This window comes from Amycolatopsis sp., assembly GCF_036008905.1.
Lineage (GTDB): Bacteria > Actinomycetota > Actinomycetes > Mycobacteriales > Pseudonocardiaceae > Amycolatopsis.
In genome coordinates, this window is the sequence record NZ_DASYMU010000151.1 from 13308 (window position 1) to 39906 (window position 26599).

Here is a 26599-nt window from a genome sequence, read left to right on the forward strand (position 1 = left end):
TTGCCGATCGATGACACCGTTTACGCCCGGCGCCAACCTTGGCCCATGACCAACGAAACGATCACCGCCGCCGCCGGCACCTGGAAGCTCGGCCAGTTCACCGTCAACCGGCTCGGCTTCGGCGCGATGCGCCTGATGAGCCGCGCGGACGGTGGCCCGTCGGACCGAGACCGCGCCATCAGCGTGCTGCGCCGGGCCGTCGAGCTCGGCGTGAACCACATCGACACCGCCGCCTTCTACTTCTCCCCGCTGCGTTCGGCGAACGAACTCGTCAACACCGCGCTCGCGCCCTACGGCGACGACCTGGTGATCGCCACCAAGGTCGGTCCTGGCCGGGGCCCTTCCGGCGACTGGGTGCCCATGGCCACCCCCGAACAGCTGCGCGGGCAGGTCGAGGAGAACCTCCGCCAGCTCGGCCGCGACCGCATCGACGTGGTCAACCTGCGCATCGGCGAAGGGCTGGAGCGGGGCGCCGGCTCGCTGGCCGACCGGTTCGGCGCGCTCTCCGAGCTGCGGGACGAGGGCCTGATCGGTGAGCTCGGCATCTCCAACGTCCAGCCGGCGCACCTCGCCGAGGCGCAGGCCATCGCGCCGGTCGTCTGCGTGCAGAACCAGTACGGCCTGACGGCCCGGCGCGAGGACGACGAACTCGTGCGTCTCTGTGCTGAACAAGGCGTCGCTTTCGTCCCGTTCTTCGCCGTCGCGAGCGGTGCCGAGGACGAGCGGGTCGACGCCGTCGCGAAGGCGCACGGCGTCTCCGCGGCTCAGGTCCGGCTCGCCTGGACGTTGCATCAGGGACCGAACGTGCTCGCCATTCCGGGCACCGGCGACCCGGCACATCTGGAGCAGAACGTGGCCGCCGGAGCGCTCGAACTGACCGATGCCGAACTCGCCGCGCTGAACTCGATCGCGAAGCCGTGATCAGCGCAGATGTCGCCGTTCGGTCTCGAAAGGATGAACTAGGCCTGACGGTGGAGCGAACAAGTACCCCACAGGTGTCACGGCCGTCACGAGAACGCATCCAGTACTAGGCCAACAGGCCACCTTCACGCTTACGATCCACTTGTGACCGCGCCTGTCTCAATCGCAATGGCCATCGGCGCATTGATCGTCGGCGTCGGTATCGGGTTCCTGATCGCCCGGACCAGGACGAAACGCGCCGAGCGTGCGCCCGTCGGACCGAGCGTCGCAGAACTGCTGCAACGCTTGGTGCGTTCCTCCAACAGCGGTGTCGTCGTCCTCAACAGATTCGGCGACATGGTGCTGCACAACCCGCGTGCCTACGAGCTCGGCCTGGTGGGGGTCAGCCAGGCCGACCCTCGTGCGCGGCAAGCCGCCGAGCACGTCGTCGAGACCGACGAGACGATGGAAATCGACCTTTCGCCGCTGGAAGCCCGCGGCCGTCAGCCGGAGGCCGTACTCGGGGAGGTACGGCCGCTCGGCGACGGCTTCACCGTGGTGGAAGCCGTGGACCACTCCGAAGCCGTCCGGCTCGAAGCCACGCGGCGTGACTTCGTCGCCAACGTCTCGCACGAGCTCAAGACCCCGGTCGGCGCGATCGCGCTGCTCAGCGAGGCCGTGCTGGACGCGGCCGAAGACGTCGAAGAGGTCCGCCGGTTCGGCAGCAAGATCCTTCGTGAGTCCACGCGGCTCGGTCATCTCGTCACCGAGCTGATCGCGCTTTCGCGACTTCAGGGCGCCGAGCGTCTGCCCGATCTCAACGTCGTCGAGGTCGACGCCGTGGTCCGCGAGGCTCTGGGCCGCACGGCGCTGTCGGCGGAGTCGGCCGAGATCGCCGTGACCACCGACGCCCCGAGCGGATTGCTCATCGAGGGCGACCGCACGCTTCTGGTCACCGCGTTGTCGAACCTGCTCGAAAACGCCGTCGCCTACTCGACGGCCGCCAGCCCGGTCTCGGTCAGCAGGCGCCTGGTCAACGGGCAGGTCGAGATCGCGGTGACCGACCGCGGCATCGGCATCGCCGAGGAAGACCAGCAGCGCGTGTTCGAGCGGTTCTACCGCGCGGACAAGGCGCGCTCGCGGGCCACCGGCGGCACCGGGCTGGGCCTGGCGATCGTCAAGCACGTCGCGGCCAACCACGGCGGTTCGGTGAGTCTGTGGAGCAGCCCGGGCACCGGCTCGACGTTCACCCTGCGCATCCCCGCGCACCGCGCCCCCGAAAAGTTCACCGGTGAGGCCGAGGCGAGCCCCAACCGCCCGGCCACCGGTATGCAGCTTCCGCCGGTACCACGGCAGGAGAAGAACCCCGAGCGGACAACCCGTCTCGTGGCGACCGGGCAAGAAAGCCCCGATGGAGGAACGTTGTGACGAGGGTTCTGATCGTCGAAGACGAGGAGTCGTTCGCCGACCCTCTCGCCTTCCTGCTGCGCAAGGAAGGCTTCACCGCCGCCGTCGCCGGCACCGGACAGCAGGCGCTCGAGGAGTTCGACCGCAACGGTGCCGACATCGTGCTGCTCGACCTGATGCTGCCCGGGATGAGTGGCACCGACGTCTGCAAGCAGCTCCGCCAGCGCTCCGCGGTCCCGGTCATCATGGTGACCGCGCGGGACAGCGAGATCGACAAGGTCGTGGGCTTGGAGCTGGGCGCCGACGACTACGTCACCAAGCCGTACTCGGCCCGTGAGCTCATCGCGCGGGTGCGTGCCGTGCTGCGGCGCGGCGGCGAGCCGGGCGCCGACGGCGACCTGGCCCCGCTGGTGCTTTCGGCCGGTCCGGTCCGGATGGACGTCGAACGGCATGTCGTGACCGTCGACGGCGTGGAGGTTTCCCTGCCGCTGAAGGAATTCGACCTGCTGGAGTACCTGCTGCGCAATGTCGGCCGGGTGCTGACCCGTGGCCAGCTGATCGACCGGGTGTGGGGGGCGGACTACGTCGGCGACACCAAGACCCTGGACGTGCACGTCAAACGCCTGCGGTCGAAGATCGAGCCCGACCCGGGCTCCCCGCGGCATCTCGTCACGGTCCGCGGCCTCGGCTACAAATTCGAGACGTAAACCACTCCCGCGCCAAAGCGATCGAAGGGACCTTTCGTCCAGATAATTCGGACGAAAGGTCCCTTCGGTCGCATCTGGAGGGTTACAAGTTCGAGACCTGGGCGAGCGCCGGGTACCGTAGCCACCTGTGCGCCTAGGGGTTCTCGACGTCGGATCGAACACTGTCCATCTATTGGTCGTGGACGCGCATCGTGGTGCGCACCCGACACCCATGCACTCCGAGAAGTCGGTCCTGCGGCTGGCGGAGCAGATCACCAAGGCCGGTGACCTGAGCCGGACCGGCGGGGACGATCTCGTGCGGGCGGTCGGCGCGGCGAAAGACGCGGCGATCCGGCTCGGTTGCGGCGACGTCATGGCCTTCGCCACTTCGGCGGTGCGGGAAGCCAAGAACTCGGCGAAGGTGCTCGGCAAGGTCGCCGACGAGACCGGGGTCGAGCTGCGGGTGCTCTCCGGGGTCGACGAAGCGCGGCTGACCTTCCTCGCCGTGCGCCGGTGGTTCGGCTGGTCGGCGGGGAAACTGCTGGTACTGGACATCGGCGGTGGCTCGCTCGAAGTCGCGATGGGCATGGACGAGGAGCCCGAGCTCGCGGAGTCACTGCCGCTGGGAGCCGGGCGGACGACCCGGACCAGGTTCTCGCACGACCCGCCCACGCGGTCGGAGCTGGTGGCGACGTCAGCGTGGCTGGAAGAGCAGCTCGCCGGGCTCGCGAAGAAGGTCACCCGGCTCGGGTCACCTGATCGAGTGGTCGCGACCTCCAAAACCTTCCGCTCGCTGGCCCGGCTGACCGGCGCGGCACCGTCCGCGGCCGGCCCGCGGGCCAAGCGCGTACTGACCGACACCGCGCTGAGTCAGCTCATCGCGTTCATCTCCCGCATGTCATCCTCGGATCTGGCCCATCTCGAAGGGGTGAGTTCGAGCCGGTCGCATCAGCTGGTCGCGGGCGCCCTCGTCGCGCAGGCCACGATGCGAGCGTTGTCACTCAAGGAACTCGAGATCTGTCCTTGGGCACTGCGAGAGGGTGTGATCCTTCGGCGGCTGGACCACGCGAACGGCGCGGACGAAGCTGTCAAGGGCGACACGGGCGTTTCATCGCGGATTTGGACCGGTGGCAGCAGCGCACTGGACTTGGCCGACGAACAACGGGCACGGTGAAAGGGATGACGGAAGACAACGCCGGCGAGCAGCCACAGAAGACCGTGGCAGAACTACTCGCCCAACACGGTGCTCAGGTCGACGGCGGACGCCGTCGACGACGCCGTGCTGCCGACGATGACGACGAACCCACCCCGCCGCCCGAGTCGAAGGGCGGTTCACGCCGCAAGCCCGAGACGGGTGACACGGCACCGCAGGCGATCATCAACCGGATCGCCGCCGACGGTGGCACGCCGCCGCCGAGCCGGCGCAGCGGGGGAAGCCGGCGCGCACCGGAAGCGGCTCCGCCGCCACCTATGCCGCCGTCGCGCCCGAAGCCGCCGCAGCAGGCCCACGAGTCCGGGCACTTCGCGCAGCCTCCCAAGGCACCACAGTCACCGCAGTCGCCGCAGGAGTCGGGCCACTTCGCGCAGCCGCCGAAGACCCCGCCGCCCTCCAATTCTCCGCAGGCGTCCGGGCATTTCGCGCGCCCGCCGCAGCCACCGCCCGAGCCCGCAAAGCGGCCGCAGAGCTCTGGCCCGCTCCCGTTGCCGAAGGACTCGGTCCAGCTGCCGCGTCCCGTGCCACCGCGCGAGTCCACGCAGCTCCCGCTGCCGCCGCAGGACTCCGCCCAGATGCCGCAGCCTCTGCGGGGCCGTGGGCCCCGTCAGCAGCCTCCGCCGCCCACCGGGGCGAACAGGATCCCGACGGCGCGTTCCCGCTCCGCCGCTCCGCCGCCTCCGCCCAGTCCGCTGGCGGCCCGTCTCGACGGGCTGGACGTCGATCAGGACGTCGCCGATCCGCAGTCCCCGATGGCCAGCGGGACCTTCAAAGCGCCGCCTAGACCGCCGCGGCGTCCGCCCGCGCGTCGGCAGGCGCCGCCGAAGTCCGAGGACCACACCGAGGTGTTCGACGCGGTCGTCGACAACGTGGCCGCCGAGCCCCAGCTCGACGACCCGCCGCCGCTCGACGCCCCGCCCGCCGGCCTCGCCGGCTGGCGCAAGCAGCGCAGCAAGGTCGCGATGGACGACACTGAGGTCGGTGTCATGCCGCCGGTCGGTGACCTGCCCGACATCGGCGTCGTCGAGCCGACGGGCCGGTTCGTCCCGCCGCCGCCGTTCGCGCCAGGGCGGGCGGCCCCGCCCGACAACGGACGGCTCGACGAAGGCAGTGTCAACAACGACACCAACGAAAACGACTATGGGTACGACTACGACGACGACCCGGTCGACGAGTACGACGACGATCTCGACGAGGACGTGGTCGAGGACGACCTCGACGAAGACGCCGAATCCCGGGTCCAGGAGTCACCGGCCAAGCAGTGGCTGATGCTCGGCGCGCAGCTCGCGCTCGGCGTCGTCGGCGGCGCGGCTGTGTGGCTCGGCTTCAACTGGCTGTGGGTCCAACTGCCCGCGGCCGCGTTGATCGCCGCGTTGCTCGTGGTCGCGGGCCTGGTCTGGATCGTCCGGAAGATCCGCCGGGCCGAGGACCTGCAGACAACGGTGCTCGCCGTGCTGGTCGGGCTCGTGGTCACCGTGTCACCGGCGGCGTTGCTGCTGGTGTCCCGCTAGCCGCGCGTGGACGAATCCCCTCGCGTGGACCAATCCCCTCGCATGGACCAATCGAAGGGAAAGCCCGTGCCGGTGGGGCTTTCCACGGCGTCGGTCTGGCCGTTGAAGGCGCCGGCCGGCTTCGAGCTGGCCGCCGACCTCGGCTACGACGGTGTCGAGGTGATGGTGTGGTCCGACGCTGTCAGCCAGGACGTCTCGGCGCTGCGGCGGTGCGCGCGTGACACCGGGATGCCGGTGCTGTCGGTGCACTCGCCGTCGCTGCTGATCACCCAGCGGGTGTGGTCACCCGATCCGGTGATCCGGCTGCGCCGGACCGTCGAGGCCGCCGTCGACCTCGACGCGCGGACTGTCATCGTGCATCCGCCGTTCCGCTGGCAGCGCCGCTACGGCGACGCGTTCCTCGATCTGGTGAACGAGCTGGAGGACGCCAGCGGGGTCGAGATCGCCGTCGAGAACATGTTCAAGGTGCGGCCACCGGGCGGCTCCCGGGATTCGCGTGTTTCGGCGTTCCGGCCGTCGATCGACCCGACGGACGTCGGTTATCGGCACTACACGCTTGATCTGTCCCACACGGCGGCCGCCGGGATGGACTCGATGGCGCTGGCCGATCGGATGGGCGCGGGCCTGCGGCATGTTCATCTGGCGGACGGCACCGGCATCCCGAAGGACGAGCACCTCGTGCCCGGCCGAGGTGGACAGCCCTGCGCCGAGCTGCTGGAAACCCTCGCCCGTGGCGGGTTCGACGGCCAGATCGTGCTCGAGATCAACACCCGGCACGCCGTCGCGCCGGTGCAGCGCGCGAAAGATCTGGCCGAGGCCCTACTTTTCGCCCGCCTCCATTTGGGTCAATGACCGGGTTTCAAGATCGTTTTCCCATCGGACACGGGGGAAGGTTTCTCCATTTCCCGCACCTGACACGTAAAGTTCCGACCGTGAACCCGCTGCGATCGTTGATCTTCGCCATCGCCGGAAATGACACGATTCGCCATTTCGTGTCAACCGTGCCCGGCAGCCGGAGCTTGGGGGGACGTTTCGTGGCCGGTGAGACCGGTACGGAAGCGGTCGCGACCGTGCAGCGTCTTGCCGACGAAGGCCTCTGTTCCACCTTGGACCGGCTGGACGTGCCGGGTGATCGAGCGAGTGCCGAACGGGCCGTCCAGGAGTACCTGCGGGTGCTGGACGCCGTCCACGCCGAGGGAATCTCGGAATGTGTCGAGGTCGGCGTCGCGCTCGCGGCCGTCGGCGGGGCTTTCGACGAGAAGCTCGCGCTCGACAACCTGTGGCGGATCTGTGCCGCCGCCGAGCAGTGCGCCACCGAGGTGACCCTCGACGTCGGCCTGGCCGTCATGGCGGAGCTGCGCCGGACCTGGCCCGCTGCCGGGGCCGTGCTGCGCGCTTCCGACCCCGGAGTCGAGGCCCAGGCCGCGGCGCTGGCCGTCAGCGGTTCCCGCGTCCGGCTGACCACCGGTGCGGCTTCGCACCAGGCCGACCTGGCCTATGTGCGGTGCGTCAACATCCTGCTCGCCGGGGACGGCCACCCGATCTTCGCCACCGCCGACCGCCGGCTGCTCGAGATCATCGCCGAGCGTGCCCTCTGGCACGGCCGCAAGCAGGGCGAATACGAGTTCCAGCTGCCCAACGGCGTCCGCTCCGACGAGCAGCTCGCGCTCGCCCAAGACGGCGAGACCGTGCGGGTCCACGTGCCCTTCGGCGGACATCTATGAGCGCCGCCGACGACACCACCACTTCGTTCGAGGTCGCCTCCGGCACCCGGAGCATGGGCGATGGCACGTTCACCGCGGTGCTGCGGCCCGAATGGTCGATCGGTGCGCACCCGCACGGCGGGTTCCTGCTGGCGCTGCTGGCCAAGGCCGGGATCTCCGCGTTGCAGGAGCGGGGCGAGCCACCGGCCGAGCCGCTCGCGATCAGCGCCGAGTTCCTGCGCCCGCCCGCGATCGGCCCGGTGCTGCTGCGCACCGACGTCCGCAAGGTCGGCAGGCGGGCCACGGTCATCGCCGTGCAGCTCGAACAGCGTGGCCGCAGCTGCGTCGAAGCCAGGGTCACCGCGGGCAGGCTGCCCATGCGGCGCCCGGAGTGGACCGAGCTGCCGTCGATGCCCGTCGAACCGCCCGCCGGGGCGATCTCGCTCACCGGCGAGACGGCCGAGGGCGCGTTCAACCTCGCCAAGGGCTGTGACGTGCGGCTCGACCCGGCGACCGTCGGCTACCTGAACGGCCGGACCAGTGACGCGCCGAAGATGCGCCTCTGGGTGCGGCCGCGCCAAGGCCTGCCCGACCCGTACTTCGCGCTGCTCGCCGGGGACGTCAACCCGCCGGTCGTGTTCAACCTTGGCCGGTTCGGCTGGACGCCCACGGTCCAGCTGACGGCGTTGCTCCGGACCCGGCCGGCGCCGGGCTGGCTGCGGGTGATCATCGAAAGCCGGTCGGTGCACGAGTCGTGGTTCGATTCCGATGCCACCGTGATCGATTCCCAGGGCCGTCTGGTGTGCCAGGCCCGTCAGCTCGCCCTCGCCCCGGCACCGGGCGCGTGAGCGTGGTTTGACACCCTGAAGCCCATGAGCGTTATCGCGGTTGTGGGTGCGGGAAAAATCGGCGAAGCCCTGCTGTCGGGCCTGCTGCATGGCGGCCAGAGCGCCGGGGAGCTGTTCTTCACGGAGCGTTCCCCGGAACGGGCGGCCGAGCTGACCGAGCGTTACGGCATCAGCGGGGTGACGGTCACGGACGCGGCCAAGCGCGCGGACGTGCTCGTGGTCGCGGTGAAGCCGCAGGACATCGACCCGGTGCTGGACGATCTGGCGCCGCTGCTCGACCCGGGCTCACTGGTCGTGTCGCTGTGCGCAGGCCTGCCGACGGCCCTGTACGAGCGCAGGCTGGCCGAGGGCGTCCCGGTGGTCCGGGTCATGCCGAACACGCCGATGCTCGTCGGTGAGGCCATGAGCGCCATCTCCGCGGGCAAGCACGCGACTCCCGAGCACTTGTCGGTCGTCGAGGAGCTGCTGTCGCACGTCGGCAAGGTCGTGCGCGTGCCGGAGTCGCAGCAGGACGCCGTCACGGCGCTGTCGGGATCCGGGCCCGCGTACTTCTTCTACCTGGTCGAAGCCATGATCGACGCCGGGATCCTGCTCGGCCTGCCGCGCGCGCTCGCCGGTCAGCTGATCATCCAGTCGGCCGTCGGCGCGGCGAAGATGCTGGCCGAGTCCGGCGAACACCCGGTGATCCTGCGCGAGGCCGTCACCTCACCCGCCGGGACCACCATCAACGCCATCCGCGAGCTGGAGAACCACGGCGTCCGCGCGGCGCTGCTGGCCGCCATCGAAGCCGCACGGGACCGCTCCGAAGAACTCGGCAAGGCCCACGACATCCCCTGAGCGCCCAAGCCGCGCCATCTGTCGACAGATGGCGAACTGGGTGTGCCCCGTTCGGCCGCGACACGAACGGGTGGGCAATATTTGCCGCGGGGGGTCGCAAGGGCTCGACGTGGGGTTTTCGGTGGCATCCGGGTGGAGGTGCGGCCCATCTTGATGACAGGCGTCGCACTAGCCCCACCTGTCCCGCTACTCTCGGAAAGAGCACGTGCGTGTCGGTACCACAGGTGGGGAAGCCTCGTGGCGCGACACGTGTCGAAGGACACGGTGAAATATGTCGCCGAACAAAAAGGAAGACCTGCCCACAGTGGGACAGGTGCAATTTCTGACGGTCGCCGAGGTGGCCACGCTGATGCGTGTCTCCAAGATGACCGTCTACCGCCTGGTGCACTCGGGCGAGCTGCCAGCCGTGAGGGTGGGCAAGTCGTTTAGAGTGCCTGAAAAAGCAGTGCACGACTACCTCGAAGGTGCCTACTTCGACGTCGGTTGAGCGGTCGGCGGGCTCGCTAGCGGGCCCGTCGGTTACCCGCCGGACGGTCACGGGTAACCTGGAAGACCGCTCGTGCCTGTGCGCTCCACCCGTTGGACGCTGCGCCGGGCAGCGTTACCGACGACGACTATAAGGAGCGCCCATGGGTTCTGTGATCAAGAAGCGCCGCAAGCGCATGTCGAAGAAGAAGCACCGCAAGCTGCTTCGCCGCACGCGTGTGCAGCGAAGGAAAGCCGGTAAGTAGTTCTTCGGCGCTGTGGTGAGTAACACAGCGTAGTTTTCAGATGGCCCGTCCAGTCTCTGGACGGGCCATTCTGTATACACAAAGGGTTTTCGGACGGTTTGGCCCCCATTCGAGTGAGGCTGGCGTCGCATTTGCTGACCTGCGGGTTAAGACCTTGTAAGAGCCCTTCGGGGGCTACCTAATGGGCGGTAACATCCAGGGGGTCTCAGCGCGATGCTTCAATGAGTGCAGATTCGCGCACCCTCGGTGATCGTCATCTCGCCGGGACCCTCACGCCCTATCGCCCCAGGGAGTCTCATGCCGTCCAACATCGTGCTCGTGACCGGGGTCGGCGGTGAGCTCGGCGGGAAACTACTGGCCAGGCTCGGCAACAACCCGGAGTTCGAGCGCGTGATCGGCGTCGACACGACCCCGCCGTGCAAGTCCGTCCTGCAGCGCATGGGCCACGCCGAGTTCGTCCGCGCCGACATCCGCAACCCGCTGATCGCCAAGGTCATCAGCTCCGCGAAGGTCGACACCGTGGTCCACGCGTCGACCACGGCCCACCCGGCCGGCCCGAGCCGCCGGATGGCGATCAAGGAAGTCAACGTCATCGGCACCATGCGGCTGCTCGCCGCCTGCCAGCGTTCGCCGCTGGTCCAGAAGCTGATCGTGAAGTCGACGGCCGCGGTGTACGGCGCCGGGGCGCGTTCGCAGGCCGTCTTCACCGAAGAGTCCGAGCTGATCCCGACCTCGGCCAGCGGTTACGCCAAGGACGCCGTCGAGATGGAGGGGTACGTGCGCGGGCTGTCCCGCCGCCGGCCCGACATCACCGTCACCATGGCGCGGTTCATCAACCTGATCGGCCCCGAGGTCGACACCGTGCTCTCGCGGTACTTCGCGCTGCCGGTGGTGCCGACGGTGTTCGGCTACGACGCCCGCATCCAGCTGCTGCACTCTTCGGACGCGCTGGCCGTATTGGAGCTGGCGACCCTCAGCGACAAGCCCGGCGTGTTCAACGTCGGCTCGGACGGGGTACTCACCCTGTCACAGGCGATCCGCCGGGCCGGTCGCCTCGAGCTGCCGATGCCGCGTGGCGCGATGCCGTCCATCGGCAAGGTGCTGCGCGGTGCGCGGGTGGTGGACTTCTCCGAGGACCAGGTCCGGCTGCTCAACTTCGGCCGGGTGGTCGACACGACCAAGCTCAAGCAGGAGTTCGGGTACACCCCGCGGTGGACGACCCGCGAGGCTTTCGACGACTACGTGCTGGGCCGGGGGTTGCGCCCGATCGTCGACGGCAACAGGCTGGCAGGCCTGGCGAACAAGGTGATGATGGCCGCCGCGACCGGACAGGCGGCGACGAGGTGAGCAGGCCGAGCGATGTCGAGCGGCCAAGGGGGCACAGGGGTCTACAGAATGAGGCGGAGAACGTGAGCAGCGCCGAAGCACAGATCATCCAGCTCCACGGACCAGGCCGCGAAAAGCCGGTGAACCCACCCGCCGAGGCCGAGGCGAGGTCCGACGAAGCCGAACGTGTGCTCGAAGCTCCTGTCGTCAACTTCCCGGTCGTCCCCGCCGCCGCCCAGGAGCGCGCTCCGCGGCCGGAGGACGGCGAGCTGTCCAGCGGCGTCACCAACGCCCTGCGCTTCCTCCGCCACCGGCTGACCGGCGACTACACCGTCGATGAGTTCGGCTTCGACGCCGAGCTGACCGACGCACTGGTCCTGCCGCCGCTGCGCGCGTTGTACGAGAAGTGGTTCCGCGTATCGGTCCACGGCGTCGAGAACCTGCCGGCCGACGGCGGCGCGCTGCTCGTGTCCAACCACTCCGGCACGTTGCCCCTGGACGCGCTCATGACGGCGGTCGCCGTGCACGACGAGACCCCCGGGCACCGCCACCTGCGCGGGCTCGGCGCGGACCTCGTGTTCAAGGTGCCGCTGGTCGGTTCGCTCGCCCGTAAGTCAGGGCAGACGCTGGCCTGCAACCCCGACGCCGAGCGCCTGCTGCGCCAAGGCGAGCTCGTCGGCGTCTGGCCGGAGGGCTTCAAGGGCATCGGCAAGCCGTTCGCGTCGCGGTACAAGCTGCAGCGCTTCGGGCGTGGCGGGTTCGTTTCGGCGGCGCTGCGCACCGGCGTGCCGATCATCCCGGTGTCGATCGTCGGCGCCGAGGAGATCTATCCGAAGATCGGTGACATCAAGCTGCTCGCGCGGACACTCGGCCTGCCGTACTTCCCGGTGACGCCGTTCTTTCCGCTGCTCGGCCCGCTCGGCGCGATCCCGCTGCCGACGAAGTGGAGCATCGAGTTCGGCGAGCCGATCCGCACGGACACGTTCGACGCGGGCGCCGAGGAAGACCCGATGCTGGTCTTCAACCTCACCGACCAGGTCCGCGAGTCCATCCAGCAGACCCTCTACCAGCGCCTTTCCCAGCGCCACTCCGTCTTCCGAGGCTGACCCCCCCGGGGAATATGTCGACACTTTCCCCGGAAAAGTTGTGGGCATATTCGGGAGAAAGATGCCTCAGGAGCCCCACGAGTCACACCAGGACTCAAAACCTCCGAATATGTCGACATCTTCTGGGGCGCGAGCCGGAAAAGTTGTGGACATATTCGGGGGTTCGGGGGTTAGCGGCGGCGGTAGGCGAGGGCACCGGCGACGGCGCCCGCAACGGCACCGGCGCCGAGGACGGTCGGGACGCCGATCTTCGCGGCCTTGCGGCCGGTCCGGAAGTCGCGGATCTCCCAGCCACGGGCACGCGCGACATCGCGCAGCCCCGAGTCCGGGTTGATGGCGACGGCGGTGCCCACCGCGGAAAGCATCGGCACGTCGTTCTGCGAGTCCGAATACGCCGTGCAGCGCTTGAGGTTCAGGCCCTCCTGTGACGCCAGTGCCCGGATCGCGTGTGCCTTCGCGCGGCCGTGCAGCATGTCGCCGACGAGCCTGCCGGTGTAGACGCCGTCGACGTGCTCGGCGACCGTGCCCAGCGCGCCGGTCAGGCCGAGTCGCCGGGAGATGATCGCGGCGAGCTCGACGGGCGTCGCCGTCACCAGCCACACCCGCTGCCCGGCGTCGAGGTGCATCTGCGCCAGCGCGCGGGTACCCGACCAGATCTTGTCGGCCATCAGCTCGTCGTAGATCTCTTCGCTGATCTCGGTCAGTTCCCGCACGGTCCGACCGGCCACAAAGGACAGTGCCTGCTCGCGGCTGGACTTGATGCTTTCCTTGTCCTCACGCCCGACGACCCGGAACTTCGCCTGCTGCCAGACGAATCCCGCGAGGTCGGAGGTGGTGAAGAACTTGCGCGCGGCGAGGCCGCGGGCGAAGTAGAAGATCGACGCGCCCATCATGATCGTGTTGTCCACGTCGAAGAACGCGGCCGCGGTCAGGTCTGGCGGGGCCGGCGGCGACGGGGGCTCGTTGGCCGCGGCGATCTCCATCGCGACGGCGGCGTCGGCCGAGGCCTGGCCCGCGAGCTCGGCGAGCCGCTCGAGCTCCTGACTTTTATCCTTGCCACGCCACGATGACACGCACACCGCCTCCAGGTTTGCCGAATAGGCGCCTGCGCACAGAGTAGCGACCCCGGAACTCGGTTGTCCGCGCCGCCGGTCCGGATCAGGGGATCACGATCGGTGGCAGTCCTGGCAGCAGGGGCGGGATGGAGATGACCGGCGGGCGTGGCGTCGACGGGGTCGGCAGTCGCGGGCCGGTGGTCGGCAAGATCGGCGGAGTGATCACGGGCGGTGGGATGGGGTTCGACGTCGCCTGCAGCGGCGCTGTCGGCTGGGCGGGCGTTTCGGGACTGGGCACGTTCTCCGTCGACAGGTAGCTCTTCGCGGAGTCCTCGGGCGCAGCGGGCTCGCTCGGTGTGCCACCGGAGGACGGCTTCTCGGCGCCAGGCAACGGACGTTCGTCGCAGTCGCCCTCGGCGGGCAGCGCGCCGAGCTCGTCCGATGTGCCCAAGGTGATGCTGTAGCAGCCGAGCCGCTGGGACAACGCTGTCACGCGCGTTTCGATGTCGGCGAGCAGCGACTGCATCGCGGAGAACCGGCCTATGGCGGCGGCGGGGATCGCCGCGCTTTCGGCGTGGAGCCGGTTGGCACTCTCCTGGGCCCACTTTCGCAGGCTCGCCAGCTGCTCACCGCTGTTCGAGGTGGCGAGTGCGGTCAGCTGCGCGACACCGGCGCGCGCGTCGGTCTCGAAGTCCGTGAGGCCGGTCAGGTAGTCCGCGCTGTCGCCGCCCGAGTCCTTGAGCTCCGCGAGCTCCTCAAGCCGGTTGTCGGCGAACTGGAGATGCTTCTCGGCCTTCGCCTGCTGCCCGAATGTCAGCCCGAGCGCGGTCGACTCGCCGGCCCGTTTGACGCCGTACAGCGGATCGCCCGGCAGCGCGTCCTTCGACAGCAGCATGCCCAGCCCGCCCAGCGCGATGAGCACCGCGGCCGCCGCGACCAGCAGCCCGCCGATCGCGGAATGTTTCCGTCGCCGCTCGACCGGTTCTTCGGAAAGTTCATCGGGTTCGCTCAGCCACTCGACGATGCCCGCGCGGATCCGGCGGCGGGTCTCCTCGTCCATCGATTCCGACGTCCCGAGCTCTCGCAGACCGCCCACGAGCGCCAGTTCGGCCGCGAAATCGCCGTTCCCGGACTTGGGGTCCTCAACGGCACGGGCGAAGCGTTCGCTTTCCGCTCGTTCGTCGGAGAACCACCTGGGCACGCCGTCTCCCCTTGCCCCGCCGACCCTGACATGAATCGGTCTAGTAGAGGAACGACAGTACGGCACCCTCGGTTACGGAAATGGGCGATTACCCACCCGGAACGGGGACAAAGACACCGGATCAGCGCAGTCCCGAAGGCAGCAGCTGGGCCAACCGGCGTACCGCGCGGTGCTGCAATGCCTTGATCGCGCCTTCGTTGCGCTTCATCAGCGTGGCCGTCTCGGCGACCGACAGGCCCTGCATGAACCGCAGCACGATGCACTCCCGCTGGTCCTCGCCCAGCTCGGCGACGGCCCGCAGCAGTTCGGTCCTGGTCGCGCTGCTGATCGCGAGCGCTTCCGGGCCGGCCTGGGCCTGCGCGCCGATCCCGGACACCGGGGCCGCCCGCGGCTCGGAGACCTCGTCGGTGACGACCTCGAGCCGAAAGCGGCTGGACTTCACATGGTCGAGGATCAGGTTGCGGGCGATGGTGACGAACCACGCGCCGACGTCGCGGCCCTGGTAGCTGACCGAGGTGATCCGGCGCAGCGCGCGGAGGAAGGTCTCGCTGGTGACGTCCTCGGCGAGGTCACGGTCACCGATGCGGAAGAGCACATATCGGTAGACGACATCGACGTAGCGGTCGTAGAGCTGCCCGAACGCGGAGGTGTCGCCGGCTTGTGCGGCGCTGACGAGTTCCCAGGCTTCGGCGGACACCGTTTCGGCGCGCTCGGTGTCTTCCTTCGTGGCGTTGCGGCGGCCCGACGGCGCGGAGCCGGCGGCCGGACGTCGCGCGATGCGTCCGGCGAACAGACCGGCCGGGCCCCGGGTGGCTGCTACTTGCAGGGTCATATCGCACCTCCGGCAGCCTTCACAGCGACTCGCTTCCTGCCCGCGGAGTGATCAACACCACCCTGGGACGTAGAGGAGCATACGTGTTGTTACTGCGAAGTAGGTAGTTCGGGTTTCGTCGGTGTTACCCGGCGGAGATGCGACGTGCCGAACCTGTCCCCATGACGGGGGATGACAACTGGTATTCGGTCCGTCCGTGATCTCGGCGTTTTCTCGAGTGGTCGGGATTTGTCGATGGCTCTAGGTAGTGTCCGGACCGTGATCGTCACGCAGGGTTATCGGTTCGCGCTGGACTCGACTCCGCGCAGCAAGCGGCGTTGGTGCGGCATTGTGGTGCGGGGCGGGTGTCGTTCAACTGGGGCCTCGTAAAGGTCAAGGCGAACTTGGCGCAGCGGGAGGCGGAGCGTTCCTATGGCATCGCCGAAGCGGAGTCGACGCCGGCAGTGTCGTGGTCGATGTACTCCCTGCGTAAGGCGTGGAACAAGGTGAAGGGCGAGGTGGCGCCATGGTGGGCCCGAGTGCTCTAAGGAGGCCTACGCCAGCGGGTTGGACCGCCTCGCGGCAGCGTTGGCGAACTGGGACGATTCAAAACGCGGTAAGCGCGCTGGGGCAAGGGTCGGTTTTCCGCGGTTCAGGTCCAGGCGTAGGTCTGTAGCGTCAGTGCGGTTTACGACTGGCGCGATCCGTGTTGAGCAAGATCGGCGACATGTCACGTTGCCGGTGTCTCGACCTTGGCGGTGTTCTCCGACGGGCGTCCGGCGATTCCGCTTGGACAAGACGGGGACCCTCGCCCGGTAACAGGCGAATCACTGAGACTCATGGGACCCCGTGAACGGATGAGAGTGTCAAACTGGCCACGTCAAGCTGAGGGCGGTTTGGACCGAGATGGACAGTGAGAGACAGGGGCCGGAATTGAGCGGCGAACACGTCAGCGAGGGGCGGCACGGTGTCTCTGAACGCAGTGTCTCGGACCTACTGTCCGCGGCCGCCGGGAAGTGGCCGGACGCGGTGGCGCTGGTCGACTCCGAATCGACGGCCGCCCTGTCCTGGGCGGAGTTCGACGCACTGGTGAACGGGCAGGCCAGTCGGCTGATCGCCGCTGGGGTGGAACCCGGCGACAGGATCGCGCTGCGGCTGCCGACCTCCGCCGATTTCGCCGTCGCGCTGTTCGCGGCGCTGCGGGCGGGCGCTGTCGCGGTGCCGATCTCGCCGCAGGCGCCGGCCGCCGAACTGCTGCAGCTGTTGGACCACAGCGGGGCCAAAGTTCTCGTTGAGCGGGACGTTACCGCTGCGTTGCCCGGCGATGTGGCCTCTTTCACACTGGATGCGGAGCGGTCCGAAGCCGTCGAAGCGATCGGCGGCGGGGAAGACATCGCTGTCATTTCCTATACGTCCGGAACCACCGGGCCACCTCGTGGCGTGATGCTGTCCCACCGCGCGCTGCTGGCGAACGTCGACCAGCTCGCCGAGGTCCGCCCGGCCGTGCTGGACCACACCGACCGCGTCCTGCTCGCCATCCCGCTCTTCCACGTCTACGGCCTCGGCCCCGGGCTCCTGCAGTCCGTCGCCGTCGGCGCGACGGTGGTGCTCGCCGAGCGGTTCAACGCCGTGCGCGCGCTGCAGGACTGCGCCCAGTACCGGGTGACCTCCGTGATCGGCGTGCCCGCGATGTACGTCGAGTTCGCCGCGCTGACCCCGGACGAGCTGGGCGAAGGCCTTTCGACCGTCCGGCGCCTGACCTCCGGCGCCGCGCCACTGCACCCCAAGGTGCTCGCCGCGATCCGCGAGGGGACCGGGCTGGGTGTCTTCGAGGGCTACGGCTTGACCGAATGCGCGCCCGTGGTCACCACGACGATGGTCACCGGCTACCCGAAGCCCGGCTCGGTCGGGCGCCCGCTGCCCGGGATCGAACTCCGGCTCGTGGACAACGACGGCGAGGTCGAACTCGACGAGCTCGACCCGGCGGACATCGCGGACGCGTTCGCCGAGGAGGCGGGTGGCACCGGGCTGGTCTCGATCCGCGGCGCGAACCTCTTCTCCGGCTACTGGCCCGACGGCTCGGACGGGCCCGACGACGAAGGCTGGTTCCGCACGGGCGACGTCGGCTACCTCGACGTCGACGGCGATCTGCACCTCGTGGACCGGGCCAACGACCTGATCATCGTCAACGGCTTCAACGTCTACCCGCACGAGATCGAGAACGTCATCGCCGAGCTGCCCGAGGTGGTGGAAGCGGCCGTGATCGGCGTGCTGGATGAGCGCAGCGGGGAAGCGGTCAAGGCGTTCGTGGTGCCGGCGCCGGGTGCTTCGCTGTCCGAACAGCAGGTCGTCGAGCACTGCGCGGGCAAGCTCGCGGGCTACAAGGTGCCGCACCTGGTCGAGTTCGCCACCGAGCTCCCGCACTCGGCCACCGGCAAGCTCCGCCGCCTCCGGCTCCGCTGAACCGAGTGGCAGGATGCCGTAGTGGTTGAATTAACGCATGTCGCACCAGGTGACCGTGATGACCAGGCAGGGCTGTTCCTCGTGTGTCAAAGCCGAGGCCGAGATCGAGCGGATCTGCGGTGAGCTCGGTGTCGAGTGGGCCACGGCCGACGTCGACAGCGACCCGGAATGGCGTGCCGAATACGGCGACAGGGTGCCGGTGATCCTCGTCGACGGTGACGAGCACGGGTACTGGAAAGTCGAAGAAGACAGGCTTCGCAAGGCTCTGAGTGACCCGAAAGACCGGCCGTAAGGCACTCGTAAGGACGACTAGGCCAATCGGGATCGCGTTTCGCTCCGAAGATAGGAGTGTGAGTGATCTGAAAGATGTCCCCGTCGACGTGGCTGAAGCGCCGCCGCGCCGCCTGCCCCTGCTTTCCGCCGCGCTGATCGGAGTTCTCTCGCTGGCCGCCGCGCTGGCGTCGGGACATCTGGTGGCCGCGTTCATCGGCCCGAACGGTTCGCCGTACGTCGCGGTGGCCAACGCCGTGATCGACAACAGTCCCCAGTCCATCGTCGAGTGGGCGAAGGACACGTTCGGGACGGCCGACAAGCTGATCCTGAAGGTCGGGATGGCCGTGGTCATGGTCCTCGTCGCGATCGGGGCCGGGCTGATCTCGCGCCGCAAACCGCTGCCGGGCCAGATCGTGTTCGGGATCTTCGGTGTCGTCGGTGTCCTGGCCGTCTACAACCGCCCCGACCTCGGCCAGATCGCCGTGCTCGCGCCGATAGTCAGTTTGCTGGCTGGCGTTCTCGTGTTCGCCTGGCTGCACCGGATCCTGCTGCCGGAGACGTTCGGCGGCGTGTCGCGCGAAGAAGGCCCGAACCGCCGGAAGTTCCTGGTCACCAGCGCGGGCGTCGCTGTCGGTGCCGGTGTCGCCGGGCTCGGTGGTCAGCTCATCGGCTCCAGCAAGGACGCCGAAATCTCCCGGCAGGCCGTCGGCCCGCTGGTTCCGGTGAAGAGCGCGCCGATGATCCCGGCCGACGCCGACTTCGCCAAGCTCGGCACACCGACGTTCATCACGCCGAGCCGTGACTTCTACCGCGTCGACACCGCGCTGGCCATCCCGCAGGTGCGCACGGAGGACTGGAGCCTGCGCATCCACGGCATGGTCGACAAGGAGCTCACCTTTTCCTACGCGGACATCCGCAACCGCCCGCTGATCGAGCGCACGGTCACCATGACCTGCGTCTCGAACCCGGTCGGCGGCCCGTACATCTCCACCGCGAACTGGGTCGGCATCGACCTGGCCGAACTGCTGGCCGAAGCCGGCGTCAAGCCGGGCGCCGAGCAGCTGTTTTCGACCAGCGTGGACGGCTGGACCTCGGGCTCGCCCGTTCCCGTCGTGACCGACCCGAACCGCGGCGCGATGCTCGCGATCGGGATGAACGGCGAACCGCTGCCGATCGAGCACGGCTTCCCGGCGCGGCTGATCGTGCCCGGTCTGTACGGGTACGTCTCGGCGACCAAGTGGGTCACCGACATCGAGCTCACCACCTGGCAGGCGCGCGAGGGGTACTGGCTCAGCCGGGGCTGGGGCGTGTTCGGCCCGATCAAGACGGAGTCCCGCATCGACCGGCCGCAGGGCTTCGAGGACGTCCCGGCCGGGAAGGTGACCGTTTCGGGGATCTCGTGGGCCCAGCACACCGGGATCGCCAAGGTCGAGGTCCGGCTCGACCAGGGCCAGTGGCGGACAGCGGAGCTCTCGGCCGAGGTCAACGTCGACACCTGGCGCATGTGGTGGCTCGACCTGGACGTGCCCAAGGGCGAGCACCAGGTGTTCGTCCGCGCCACCGACAAATCGGGATATACGCAGACGGAACAGCGTGCCGACACAGTTCCCGACGGCGCCACGGGCTGGCACACGACGTCGTTCAGCACGCGCTGAGAAGGTCGAAAAAGATTGCTGAAGTTATTCCAATCCAACTCCATAGTGGCGGCGAATCCCACCTGACAAGTGAGAGTGATCGGGCGTCGTCCCGAACCGAAATGGAGTGATTTTCAGTGAGGAACGTTCGAGGCGTCGCAGGAATCGGCATCATGGCCGCCGCGGTTTTGACCCTTGCCGCCTGCAGTGGCAGTGACACCGCTTCCACCGCCACCAGCTCCACCCCCGTCCCGGCTCCGGCCCCGATGAGCTCGCCCGCCGCGGCGGGCAACGCCGGCTCGTCGGGTGACGGTGTCACCACCGCCGCCGACGTGTTCGGCGACGCCTGCAAGCTGGTCCCGACCTCCGGTGAAGGTTCCGTCGGCGGCATGATCGACGACCCCGTCGCGACCGCTGCCGGCAACAACCCGCTGCTCACGAAGCTCGTCGCGGCGGTCGGCAAGGCCGGTCTGGTCGACACGCTGAACTCGCAGCCGGCCATCACGGTGTTCGCGCCGGCCGACGACGCGTTCAAGGCGCTCGGTGACGAGGCCTTCAACGCGCTCGCAGCCGACCCGGCCAAGCTCGCCCCGATCCTCAAGTACCACGTCGTCGGCAAGCGCTACGACGCCAAGGGCCTCGTGGCCGCCGGCACCCTTCCGACGCTCGACTCCGCCGGTGGCGACCTGAAGATCGGTGGTACCGCCGACGCCCCGACCGTGAATGGGAACCCCGTTCTTTGTGGCAACATCCCCACCAAGAACGCGACCGTTTTCGTGATCGGCAAGGTGCTCACCCCGGGCGCGAACAAGTCCTGATCAACTGATTGATCTCACCGAGCCGCGCTTTTCCCAGGAATTGTATTCCGGGGGAGGGCGCGGCTTTGTGCGCGCGATCACGATCGTGAGTGGTTACCGAAGTTTTCACCCCCGTGGCCACTCAGGAGACGCCGAAGAGGGCTCCGACCAGTGACTTTGTGCCTGCGTTCACAAGTGGCTACCGTAGTGGCATCGCTTCCGCGGTGCGCGGTATCGAACCGGACAGCGCCTGCCGGGTCAAGAGCCAGATTCTTGAAGCGATGCAAGCCTGGTAGTGAGCAGTGGTCGCAGTGGTCGTCGGTGAGCAGTTTCGGTGAGGAGAGCCAGCGTGGTGGCACAGCGAGGCCGGCGGAACGGGGCCGGCGCTCCGGATCAGCCGATCGTGACGCCGGATGCGGACAACGCACCCACCGCCGAGATGCCGGCCGTGCCGGCGAACGGCGTCGAACCCGAGGTAGCCGTCCGCGCGAAGTCCATCCCTGAAGCCGCCGTCGCCAGACTTGCCGTTTACCTGCGGGTTCTCTCCGCGATGGCGGAGCAGGGCGGTACCACGGTCTCCAGTGAGGAACTGTCGGCCGCGGCTGGGGTCAATTCCGCGAAATTGCGCAAAGACCTCTCCTATCTTGGCTCGTACGGCACGCGCGGCGTCGGTTACGAGGTCCAGGTGCTCGTCGACGAGATCGAGCGCATCCTCGGGCTGACCCGCAAGCACAAGGTCGCCGTGGTCGGGATTGGTAATCTTGGTCACGCGCTCGCCAATTACGGCGGCTTCCCAGGGCGGGGCTTCCCGGTCGAGGCGCTGTTCGATCTGGACCCGGATTTGATAGGTGTGCCGGTAGGCGGCCTGCCGGTGTCCCATCTGGACGATATTCCGGCCATCTGCGCCGAGCGCCAGATCTCCATCGGGGTCATCGCGACCCCGCCCACCGCGGCCCAATCGGTCTGCGACCGTTTGGTTGCCGGCGGCGTTCAGTGCATCCTGAACTTCGCGCCGGTGGTTCTGCAGGTGCCGGCGCATATCGAGGTCCGCAAGGTCGACCTCGCGGTCGAACTTCAGATTCTTTCGTTCCACGTGGCCCGACGAGCCGACGCGGAGTCGAACGGGAACGGATTGGTGGTCGGGTCATGAGTGTCCTCGCCGTCGGGCTTTCGCATCGCAGCACCGATATGACCACGCTGGAACGAGCCGCGGTCGGGGTCGGGGAGCTGGGCAAGGTGCTGCACCAGCTGCAGCAGGCGCCGCACGTCAGTGAGGTCATGGTGGTCTCGACGTGCAACCGCACCGAGGTCTACGCGGTGGTCGAGACGTTCCACGGCGGGCTCAACGACGTTTCCGAGGTGCTGGCCGGGCAAGCGGGCCTGGAGCCGGCAGACCTCTACGACAGTCTGTATGTGCACTACGCGGGTGCCGCTGTCGAGCACATATTCTCCGTCGCCTCCGGCCTGGACTCGATGGTCGTCGGCGAGACGCAGATCCTCGGCCAGGTCCGTGGCGCGTATGCCGACGCGAGGGAGGCCGGCACGGTCGGCCGCACCCTGCACGAGCTGGTCCAGACGACGTTGCGCGTCGGCAAGCGGGTCCACTCCGAGACCGGGCTGGACAAGCTCGGCGCGTCGGTCGTGTCCCAGGCGCTCGCCGAGGCTCCTCAGCTCGCCGGCAAGCACGCCGTCATCCTCGGCGCCGGTTCGATGGGCGCGCTGAGCGCCAGCCAGCTCCGCAAGGCGGGCATCGGCGAGATCACCGTGGTCAACCGCACCGAGAGCAACGCCGCGCGGCTCGCCGAGTCGGTCGCCGCACACGGGATCCGTGCGCAGGCCAGGCCCATGGACGAGCTCGCGGACGCCATCGCGCTCGCGGACGTCGTGGTCGCCTGTACCGGTTCGCAGGACGCGGTTCTCCTGCCCGCACACATTCTTCCGCGTGCCGGCCGCTCGCTGGTCATCTGCGATCTGGGCCTCCCGCACGACGTCGACAAGGCCGTTCGCGAGATCGAGGGCGTGCTGCTCGTCGACCTCGACACGGTCCGCCGCCGCATGGACGAGGTCGCCGCCGGAACCGGTGGCACGAGCACCGCGAAGCAGACGGCCAAGGCCAACGGCATCGTGCTCGACGAGGTACGCGAGTACCTCGCCGGCCAGCGCAGCGCCGAGGTCACCCCGACGGTCACCGCGCTGCGCCGCCGCGCGGCCGAGGTCGTCGACGCCGAGCTGCTCCGCATGGACAACCGGTTGCCCGATCTCGACGGAGCCGTGCGCGAAGAAGTGGGTCGCACGGTCCGCCGCGTGGTCGACAAGCTGCTGCACGCGCCCACTGTGCGCGTCAAGCAGCTGGCCGCCGAGACGGACGACACCGATTACGCCAACGCGTTGCGCGAGCTGTTCTGCCTGGATCCGCAGGCGCCGGCCGTCGTCGCCAGCCCGTCGGCCAAGCCCGAGACAGGACAAGAAGTTCAGTGACCAGAACCATCCGGATCGGTACCCGCGGCAGCGCGCTCGCACTGGCGCAGACGGGGACCATCGCGGCCGCGCTCGAGCAGGCGGGCGAAGTCGTCGAAATCATCAAGATTTCCACCCCTGGTGACCTTTCCAGCGCGCCGATCCCGCAGATCGGCGTCGGCGTGTTCACCTCCGCGCTGCGCGAAGCCTTGCTGCGCGAAGAGATCGACGTCATCGTGCACTCCTACAAGGACCTGCCGACAAAGCCCGAGCCCGGTATCGTGCTGGCCGCGGTGCCCGTGCGCGCCGACCCGCGTGACGCGCTGGTCGCGCGTGACGGCCTCACCCTTGGCGAGCTCCCGGCGGGTTCGAAGGTCGGCACCGGGTCGCCGCGGCGCACCGCTCAGCTGCACGCGCTGGGCCTCGGTTTGGAAATCGTGCCCATCCGGGGCAATATCGACACACGCATGCGCAAGGTCGCCGACGGTGAGGTAGATGCCGTCGTGCTGGCCCGCGCAGGCCTGGTCAGGATCGGCCGGGGTGAGGAGATCACCGAGACCCTGGATCCGATCCAGATGCTGCCGGCACCCGCGCAGGGTGCGCTGGCGGTGGAATGCCGCGTCGACGACGTGGACATCGAACACTTGCTCAGGTCCACTGTGGACGATGAGACGACCAGGTTCGCGGTGACGGCCGAGCGCGCTTTGCTGGCGGCGCTCGAAGCAGGCTGCAGCGCGCCCGTGGGCGCTTTGGCCGAGGTCGTCGAGGATCTGGACGACGACGGCAAGGTCATCATGCGGATTTCGCTGCGTGGTACCGCCGCCGTCGACTTCGGCAGCGATTCGGTGGAGATGTTGCGAGCCTCCGCGATCGCCGAGACGCACCAGGCCGAGGAGCTCGGGCGGACTGTCGCCGCCGAACTGCTCGACCTCGGCGCCGGAGCGCTCTCCGGCACCACCCCTTAGACCGCTGGATACAAATAGTTCGGCCGGTTCAGGAAACGGCCGCATAAGAGGAGAAACGCACAGATGACCCCCGCGCGTAAGACCACAGGGCGTGTCGCCTTCGTGGGCTCGGGCCCTGGTGACGCCGGACTGCTGACGGTCCGGGCCCAGGAGCTGCTCGTCAAGGCCGAGGTCGTGGTGACCGATCCGGACGTGCCCGCCGGTGTGCTGGCCTTCGCCAGCGCCGACGCCGAGGTCCGCCCGGCCGTCGGTGAGCCCGCCGAGGTCGCCAAGGACCTGGTCAACGAGGCCAAGGCCGGTCGCCTGGTGCTCCGGCTCGTCGCCGGTGACCCGCTGACCCAGCCCGCCGCCGTCGCCGAGGTGCAGGCCGTGGCCCGCACCAGCGCCGTGTTCGACATCGTCCCGGGTGTTTCCCCGGGCGCGGCTGTGCCGGCGTATGCCGGTGTCGCGCTCGGTGGCACGCACACCGAGGTCGACGTCCGTGGCGAGGTCGACTGGGCCGCGGTCGCCGCGACCCCCGGCACGCTCGTGCTGCACGCCACCTCCAGCCACCTCGCCGAGGCGGCTTCCCGCCTGGTCGAGCACGGCCTCCCCCCGCAGACCGCGGTCGCGGTGACCTCGAACGGCACGATCAACACCCAGCGCACCCTCGACACCACGCTCGCGTCGGTGTCGCAGGACGCCGGTGAGCTCGTCGGCCCGCTCGTCGTGACCGTCGGCCAGGCCGCCGGCCAGCGCTCGAAGCTCTCCTGGTGGGAGTCGCGCGCGCTCTACGGCTGGAAGGTCCTGGTGCCGCGCACCAAGGAGCAGGCCGGTGAGATGGCGGAGCGGCTTCGCGGCCACGGCGCCACCTCGCACGAGGTCCCGACCATCTCGGTCGAGCCCCCGCGCAGCCCCGCCCAGATGGAGCGCTCGGTCAAGGGCCTCGTCGACGGCCGCTACCAGTGGATCGTGTTCACCTCCACCAACGCCGTTCGCGCGGTGTGGGAGAAGTTCGAGGAGTTCGGGCTCGACGCCCGCGCGTTCTCCGGCGTGAAGATCGCCTGTGTCGGCGAATCCACCGCGGCGAAGGTGCGCTCGTTCGGCATCATCCCGGAGCTCATCCCGACCGGCGAGCAGTCCAGCGAAGGCCTGCTGGCCGAGTTCCCGCCGTACGACGACGTGCTCGACCCGGTCGATCGCGTTCTCCTGCCGCGGGCGGACATCGCCACCGAGACGCTCTCCGCCGGTCTTCGTGACCGTGGCTGGGAGATCGACGACGTCACGGCCTACCGGACCGTCCGGGCCGCGCCGCCGCCAGCCGACACCCGCGAGATGATCAAGACCGGCGGTTTCGACGCGGTCTGCTTCACCTCGTCTTCGACCGTGCGGAACCTCGTCGGCATCGCCGGCAAGCCGCACACCCGCACGCTGGTCGCGTGCATCGGACCGAAGACCGCGGAAACCGCCGTGGAATTCGGGCTCAGGGTCGACGTCCAGCCCGAGATCGCCGACGTCCCGCACCTGGTCGACGCGCTCGCCGAGCACGCCGCCCGGCTTCGCGCCGAAGGCGCCCTGCCGCCGCCGCGCAAAGCCAAGCGAGCCCGCCGCTCGTAAGTCTCTGTAGTGCCACCATGGCCACCTTGGTTGCGTCCACGCAACCCCAAGGTGGCCATGGTGGCACTTAGGGCGCGGAGTAACCTCGGTGAGGTGTTTCCTGAGCATCGTCCTCGCAGGCTCCGCACCACCCCGGCTATGCGTCGGCTGGTGGGTGAAACCACGCTGCGGCCGCGCCAGCTGATCCTCCCCATGTTCGTCGCGGAGGGGGCCGTCGAGCCGCGCCCGATCTCGAGCATGCCGGGTGTCGTCCAGCACACGCGTGACTCGCTGCGGAAGGCCGCTGTCGAGGCCGTGCGCTCGGGCGTCGGCGGGCTGATGCTGTTCGGCGTTCCGCAGACGCGGGACGCGGTCGGTTCCGGGGCCACCGACGAGAACGGCATCCTCAACGTCGCCCTGCGTGACCTGAAGGCCGAGCTCGGTGACGACACCGTCTTGATGGCGGACACCTGCCTCGACGAGTTCACCGACCACGGCCACTGCGGCGTGCTCGACGCCGATGGTGGCGTGGACAACGACGCCACGTTGCGCGTCTACGCCGAGATGGCCGTCGCGCAGGCGGAATCCGGCGCGCATCTGCTCGGGCCGAGCGGGATGATGGACGGCCAGGTCGCCGCGATCCGGCAGGCGCTCGACGTCGCCGGTCTGGTCGACACGGGCATCCTCGCCTACTCCGCGAAGTACGCCAGCGCGTTCTACGGCCCGTTCCGCGAGGCCGTCGATTCGCAGCTCAAGGGCGATCGCAAGACCTACCAGCAGGACCCTGGCAACGCGCGGGAAGCGTTGCGGGAGATCGAACTGGACGTCGCCGAGGGCGCGGACATGATCATGATCAAGCCCGCACTGTCCTATTTGGACGTTCTGCGCGCGGCTGCCGACGTCTCCCCGGTTCCGGTGGCGGCGTACAACATCTCCGGCGAGTACGCCATGGTCGAGGCCGCGGCGGCGAACGGCTGGCTCGACCGGGAGCGCACGATCTTGGAAGTATTGACCTCGATCCGCCGCGCGGGCGCGGACATGATCCTCACGTATTGGGCGGCCGAAGCCACCGCGTGGCTGGACTGACGCCCGTACCCCGA

The 26599-nt window shown here is 68.8% G+C and carries 26 protein-coding genes; 23 read left to right on the top strand and 3 right to left on the bottom strand.

What is annotated here, in order from left to right:
• Positions 1–45 precede the first annotated feature (45 nt).
• From VGP60_RS26430 to VGP60_RS26490, 13 genes are all read left to right on the top strand, one after another.
• Positions 46–921, top strand: coding sequence for an oxidoreductase (locus VGP60_RS26430; protein ID WP_327550802.1), 876 nt, complete (start codon positions 46–48; stop codon positions 919–921).
• 144 nt (positions 922–1065) lie between these two features.
• Positions 1066–2328, top strand: coding sequence for a sensor histidine kinase (locus VGP60_RS26435; RefSeq protein WP_327550803.1), 1263 nt, complete (start codon positions 1066–1068; stop codon positions 2326–2328).
• The gene (locus VGP60_RS26440; RefSeq protein ID WP_327550804.1) at positions 2325–3014 is read left to right on the top strand and encodes a response regulator transcription factor; all 690 of its coding nucleotides are present in this window, start codon (positions 2325–2327) and stop codon (positions 3012–3014) included. The genes VGP60_RS26435 and VGP60_RS26440 overlap by 4 nt, the downstream gene beginning before the upstream one ends.
• A gap of 127 nt (positions 3015–3141) precedes the next feature.
• A complete protein-coding gene (locus VGP60_RS26445; RefSeq protein WP_327550805.1) occupies positions 3142–4167 on the top strand; it encodes a Ppx/GppA phosphatase family protein in 1026 nt (341 codons plus the stop codon).
• Positions 4168–4172: 5 nt separating this feature from the next.
• On the top strand, positions 4173–5717 hold the full coding sequence (locus VGP60_RS26450) for a hypothetical protein (RefSeq protein ID WP_327550806.1): 1545 nt from the start codon (positions 4173–4175) through the stop codon (positions 5715–5717).
• A gap of 42 nt (positions 5718–5759) precedes the next feature.
• A complete protein-coding gene (locus VGP60_RS26455) occupies positions 5760–6569 on the top strand; it encodes a sugar phosphate isomerase/epimerase family protein (RefSeq protein WP_327550807.1) in 810 nt (269 codons plus the stop codon).
• A gap of 80 nt (positions 6570–6649) precedes the next feature.
• Positions 6650–7441 (top strand): proline dehydrogenase, encoded by a 792-nt coding sequence (locus tag VGP60_RS26460; RefSeq protein ID WP_327550808.1) that lies wholly within the window; start codon positions 6650–6652, stop codon positions 7439–7441.
• Positions 7438–8268, top strand: a complete 831-nt coding sequence (locus VGP60_RS26465) for a thioesterase family protein (RefSeq protein WP_327550809.1) — start codon at positions 7438–7440, stop codon at positions 8266–8268. Before VGP60_RS26460 ends, VGP60_RS26465 begins: the two co-directional genes overlap by 4 nt.
• A 24-nt stretch (positions 8269–8292) precedes the next feature.
• Positions 8293–9105 carry a pyrroline-5-carboxylate reductase gene (proC, locus tag VGP60_RS26470; RefSeq protein ID WP_327550810.1) on the top strand — a complete coding sequence of 271 codons (813 nt, stop codon included), beginning with the start codon at positions 8293–8295 and terminating at the stop codon, positions 9103–9105.
• Between the two features lie 271 nt (positions 9106–9376).
• Complete coding sequence (locus VGP60_RS26475) at positions 9377–9592, top strand: helix-turn-helix domain-containing protein (protein WP_327550811.1); 216 nt, start codon at positions 9377–9379, stop codon at positions 9590–9592.
• A gap of 142 nt (positions 9593–9734) precedes the next feature.
• On the top strand, positions 9735–9836 hold the full coding sequence (locus VGP60_RS26480; RefSeq protein WP_007030867.1) for a 30S ribosomal protein bS22: 102 nt from the start codon (positions 9735–9737) through the stop codon (positions 9834–9836).
• A 297-nt stretch (positions 9837–10133) separates the two neighbouring features.
• Positions 10134–11183 carry an NAD-dependent epimerase/dehydratase family protein gene (locus VGP60_RS26485; protein WP_327550812.1) on the top strand — a complete coding sequence of 350 codons (1050 nt, stop codon included), beginning with the start codon at positions 10134–10136 and terminating at the stop codon, positions 11181–11183.
• Positions 11180–12268 (top strand): lysophospholipid acyltransferase family protein, encoded by a 1089-nt coding sequence (locus VGP60_RS26490; protein WP_414640410.1) that lies wholly within the window; start codon positions 11180–11182, stop codon positions 12266–12268. The genes VGP60_RS26485 and VGP60_RS26490 overlap by 4 nt, the downstream gene beginning before the upstream one ends.
• Positions 12269–12438: 170 nt before the next feature.
• Here VGP60_RS26490 and VGP60_RS26495 read toward each other — a convergent pair whose 3' ends face one another.
• From VGP60_RS26495 to VGP60_RS26505, 3 genes are all read right to left on the bottom strand, one after another.
• A complete protein-coding gene (locus VGP60_RS26495) occupies positions 12439–13341 on the bottom strand; it encodes an HAD-IB family hydrolase (protein WP_327550814.1) in 903 nt (300 codons plus the stop codon).
• Positions 13342–13426: 85 nt separating this feature from the next.
• Positions 13427–14524, bottom strand: a complete 1098-nt coding sequence (locus VGP60_RS26500; protein ID WP_327550815.1) for a DUF5667 domain-containing protein — start codon at positions 14522–14524, stop codon at positions 13427–13429.
• 121 nt (positions 14525–14645) lie between these two features.
• Positions 14646–15356 (bottom strand): sigma-70 family RNA polymerase sigma factor, encoded by a 711-nt coding sequence (locus tag VGP60_RS26505; RefSeq protein WP_327550816.1) that lies wholly within the window; start codon positions 15354–15356, stop codon positions 14646–14648.
• Between the two features lie 344 nt (positions 15357–15700).
• Between VGP60_RS26505 and VGP60_RS26510 the strand changes: the two genes are divergently transcribed.
• The 10 genes from VGP60_RS26510 (at position 15701) to hemB (ending at position 26585) form a co-directional block, all read left to right on the top strand.
• The gene (locus tag VGP60_RS26510) at positions 15701–15883 is read left to right on the top strand and encodes a hypothetical protein (protein ID WP_327550817.1); all 183 of its coding nucleotides are present in this window, start codon (positions 15701–15703) and stop codon (positions 15881–15883) included.
• Positions 15884–16241: 358 nt separating this feature from the next.
• A complete protein-coding gene (locus VGP60_RS26515; RefSeq protein ID WP_414640411.1) occupies positions 16242–17798 on the top strand; it encodes an AMP-binding protein in 1557 nt (518 codons plus the stop codon).
• 37 nt (positions 17799–17835) lie between these two features.
• Positions 17836–18090, top strand: a complete 255-nt coding sequence (locus VGP60_RS26520; RefSeq protein WP_327550819.1) for a glutaredoxin family protein — start codon at positions 17836–17838, stop codon at positions 18088–18090.
• A 58-nt stretch (positions 18091–18148) separates the two neighbouring features.
• The gene (locus VGP60_RS26525; RefSeq protein WP_414640412.1) at positions 18149–19726 is read left to right on the top strand and encodes a molybdopterin-dependent oxidoreductase; all 1578 of its coding nucleotides are present in this window, start codon (positions 18149–18151) and stop codon (positions 19724–19726) included.
• A gap of 152 nt (positions 19727–19878) precedes the next feature.
• Positions 19879–20523, top strand: coding sequence for a fasciclin domain-containing protein (locus tag VGP60_RS26530; protein WP_414640414.1), 645 nt, complete (start codon positions 19879–19881; stop codon positions 20521–20523).
• A 328-nt stretch (positions 20524–20851) separates the two neighbouring features.
• Positions 20852–21652, top strand: a complete 801-nt coding sequence (locus VGP60_RS26535) for a redox-sensing transcriptional repressor Rex (RefSeq protein WP_327550821.1) — start codon at positions 20852–20854, stop codon at positions 21650–21652.
• On the top strand, positions 21649–22980 hold the full coding sequence (locus VGP60_RS26540; RefSeq protein ID WP_327550822.1) for a glutamyl-tRNA reductase: 1332 nt from the start codon (positions 21649–21651) through the stop codon (positions 22978–22980). The genes VGP60_RS26535 and VGP60_RS26540 overlap by 4 nt, the downstream gene beginning before the upstream one ends.
• The gene (hemC, locus tag VGP60_RS26545) at positions 22977–23924 is read left to right on the top strand and encodes a hydroxymethylbilane synthase (protein ID WP_327550823.1); all 948 of its coding nucleotides are present in this window, start codon (positions 22977–22979) and stop codon (positions 23922–23924) included. Before VGP60_RS26540 ends, hemC begins: the two co-directional genes overlap by 4 nt.
• Positions 23925–23987: 63 nt before the next feature.
• On the top strand, positions 23988–25520 hold the full coding sequence (locus VGP60_RS26550) for a bifunctional uroporphyrinogen-III C-methyltransferase/uroporphyrinogen-III synthase (protein WP_327550824.1): 1533 nt from the start codon (positions 23988–23990) through the stop codon (positions 25518–25520).
• A 93-nt stretch (positions 25521–25613) separates the two neighbouring features.
• Positions 25614–26585 carry a porphobilinogen synthase gene (hemB, locus tag VGP60_RS26555; protein WP_327550825.1) on the top strand — a complete coding sequence of 324 codons (972 nt, stop codon included), beginning with the start codon at positions 25614–25616 and terminating at the stop codon, positions 26583–26585.
• The last annotated feature ends 14 nt before the right edge of the window (positions 26586–26599 follow it).

What these genes read in the sequence shown, in the direction of transcription:
- VGP60_RS26430 (WP_327550802.1), top strand. Translation starts at nt 46, where the DNA reads ATGACCAACGAAACGATCACCGCCGCCGCCGGCACCTGGAAGCTCGGC.
- VGP60_RS26450 (WP_327550806.1), top strand. Translation starts at nt 4,173, where the DNA reads ATGACGGAAGACAACGCCGGCGAGCAGCCACAGAAGACCGTGGCAGAA.
- VGP60_RS26455 (WP_327550807.1), top strand. Translation starts at nt 5,760, where the DNA reads ATGGACCAATCGAAGGGAAAGCCCGTGCCGGTGGGGCTTTCCACGGCG.
- VGP60_RS26465 (WP_327550809.1), top strand. Translation starts at nt 7,438, where the DNA reads ATGAGCGCCGCCGACGACACCACCACTTCGTTCGAGGTCGCCTCCGGC.
- proC (WP_327550810.1), top strand. Translation starts at nt 8,293, where the DNA reads ATGAGCGTTATCGCGGTTGTGGGTGCGGGAAAAATCGGCGAAGCCCTG.
- VGP60_RS26475 (WP_327550811.1), top strand. Translation starts at nt 9,377, where the DNA reads ATGTCGCCGAACAAAAAGGAAGACCTGCCCACAGTGGGACAGGTGCAA.
- VGP60_RS26480 (WP_007030867.1), top strand. Translation starts at nt 9,735, where the DNA reads ATGGGTTCTGTGATCAAGAAGCGCCGCAAGCGCATGTCGAAGAAGAAG.
- VGP60_RS26485 (WP_327550812.1), top strand. Translation starts at nt 10,134, where the DNA reads ATGCCGTCCAACATCGTGCTCGTGACCGGGGTCGGCGGTGAGCTCGGC.
- VGP60_RS26505 (WP_327550816.1), bottom strand. Translation starts at nt 15,356, where the DNA reads ATGACCCTGCAAGTAGCAGCCACCCGGGGCCCGGCCGGTCTGTTCGCC.
- VGP60_RS26515 (WP_414640411.1), top strand. Translation starts at nt 16,242, where the DNA reads ATGGACAGTGAGAGACAGGGGCCGGAATTGAGCGGCGAACACGTCAGC.
- VGP60_RS26520 (WP_327550819.1), top strand. Translation starts at nt 17,836, where the DNA reads ATGTCGCACCAGGTGACCGTGATGACCAGGCAGGGCTGTTCCTCGTGT.
- VGP60_RS26530 (WP_414640414.1), top strand. Translation starts at nt 19,879, where the DNA reads ATGGCCGCCGCGGTTTTGACCCTTGCCGCCTGCAGTGGCAGTGACACC.
- VGP60_RS26540 (WP_327550822.1), top strand. Translation starts at nt 21,649, where the DNA reads ATGAGTGTCCTCGCCGTCGGGCTTTCGCATCGCAGCACCGATATGACC.
- VGP60_RS26550 (WP_327550824.1), top strand. Translation starts at nt 23,988, where the DNA reads ATGACCCCCGCGCGTAAGACCACAGGGCGTGTCGCCTTCGTGGGCTCG.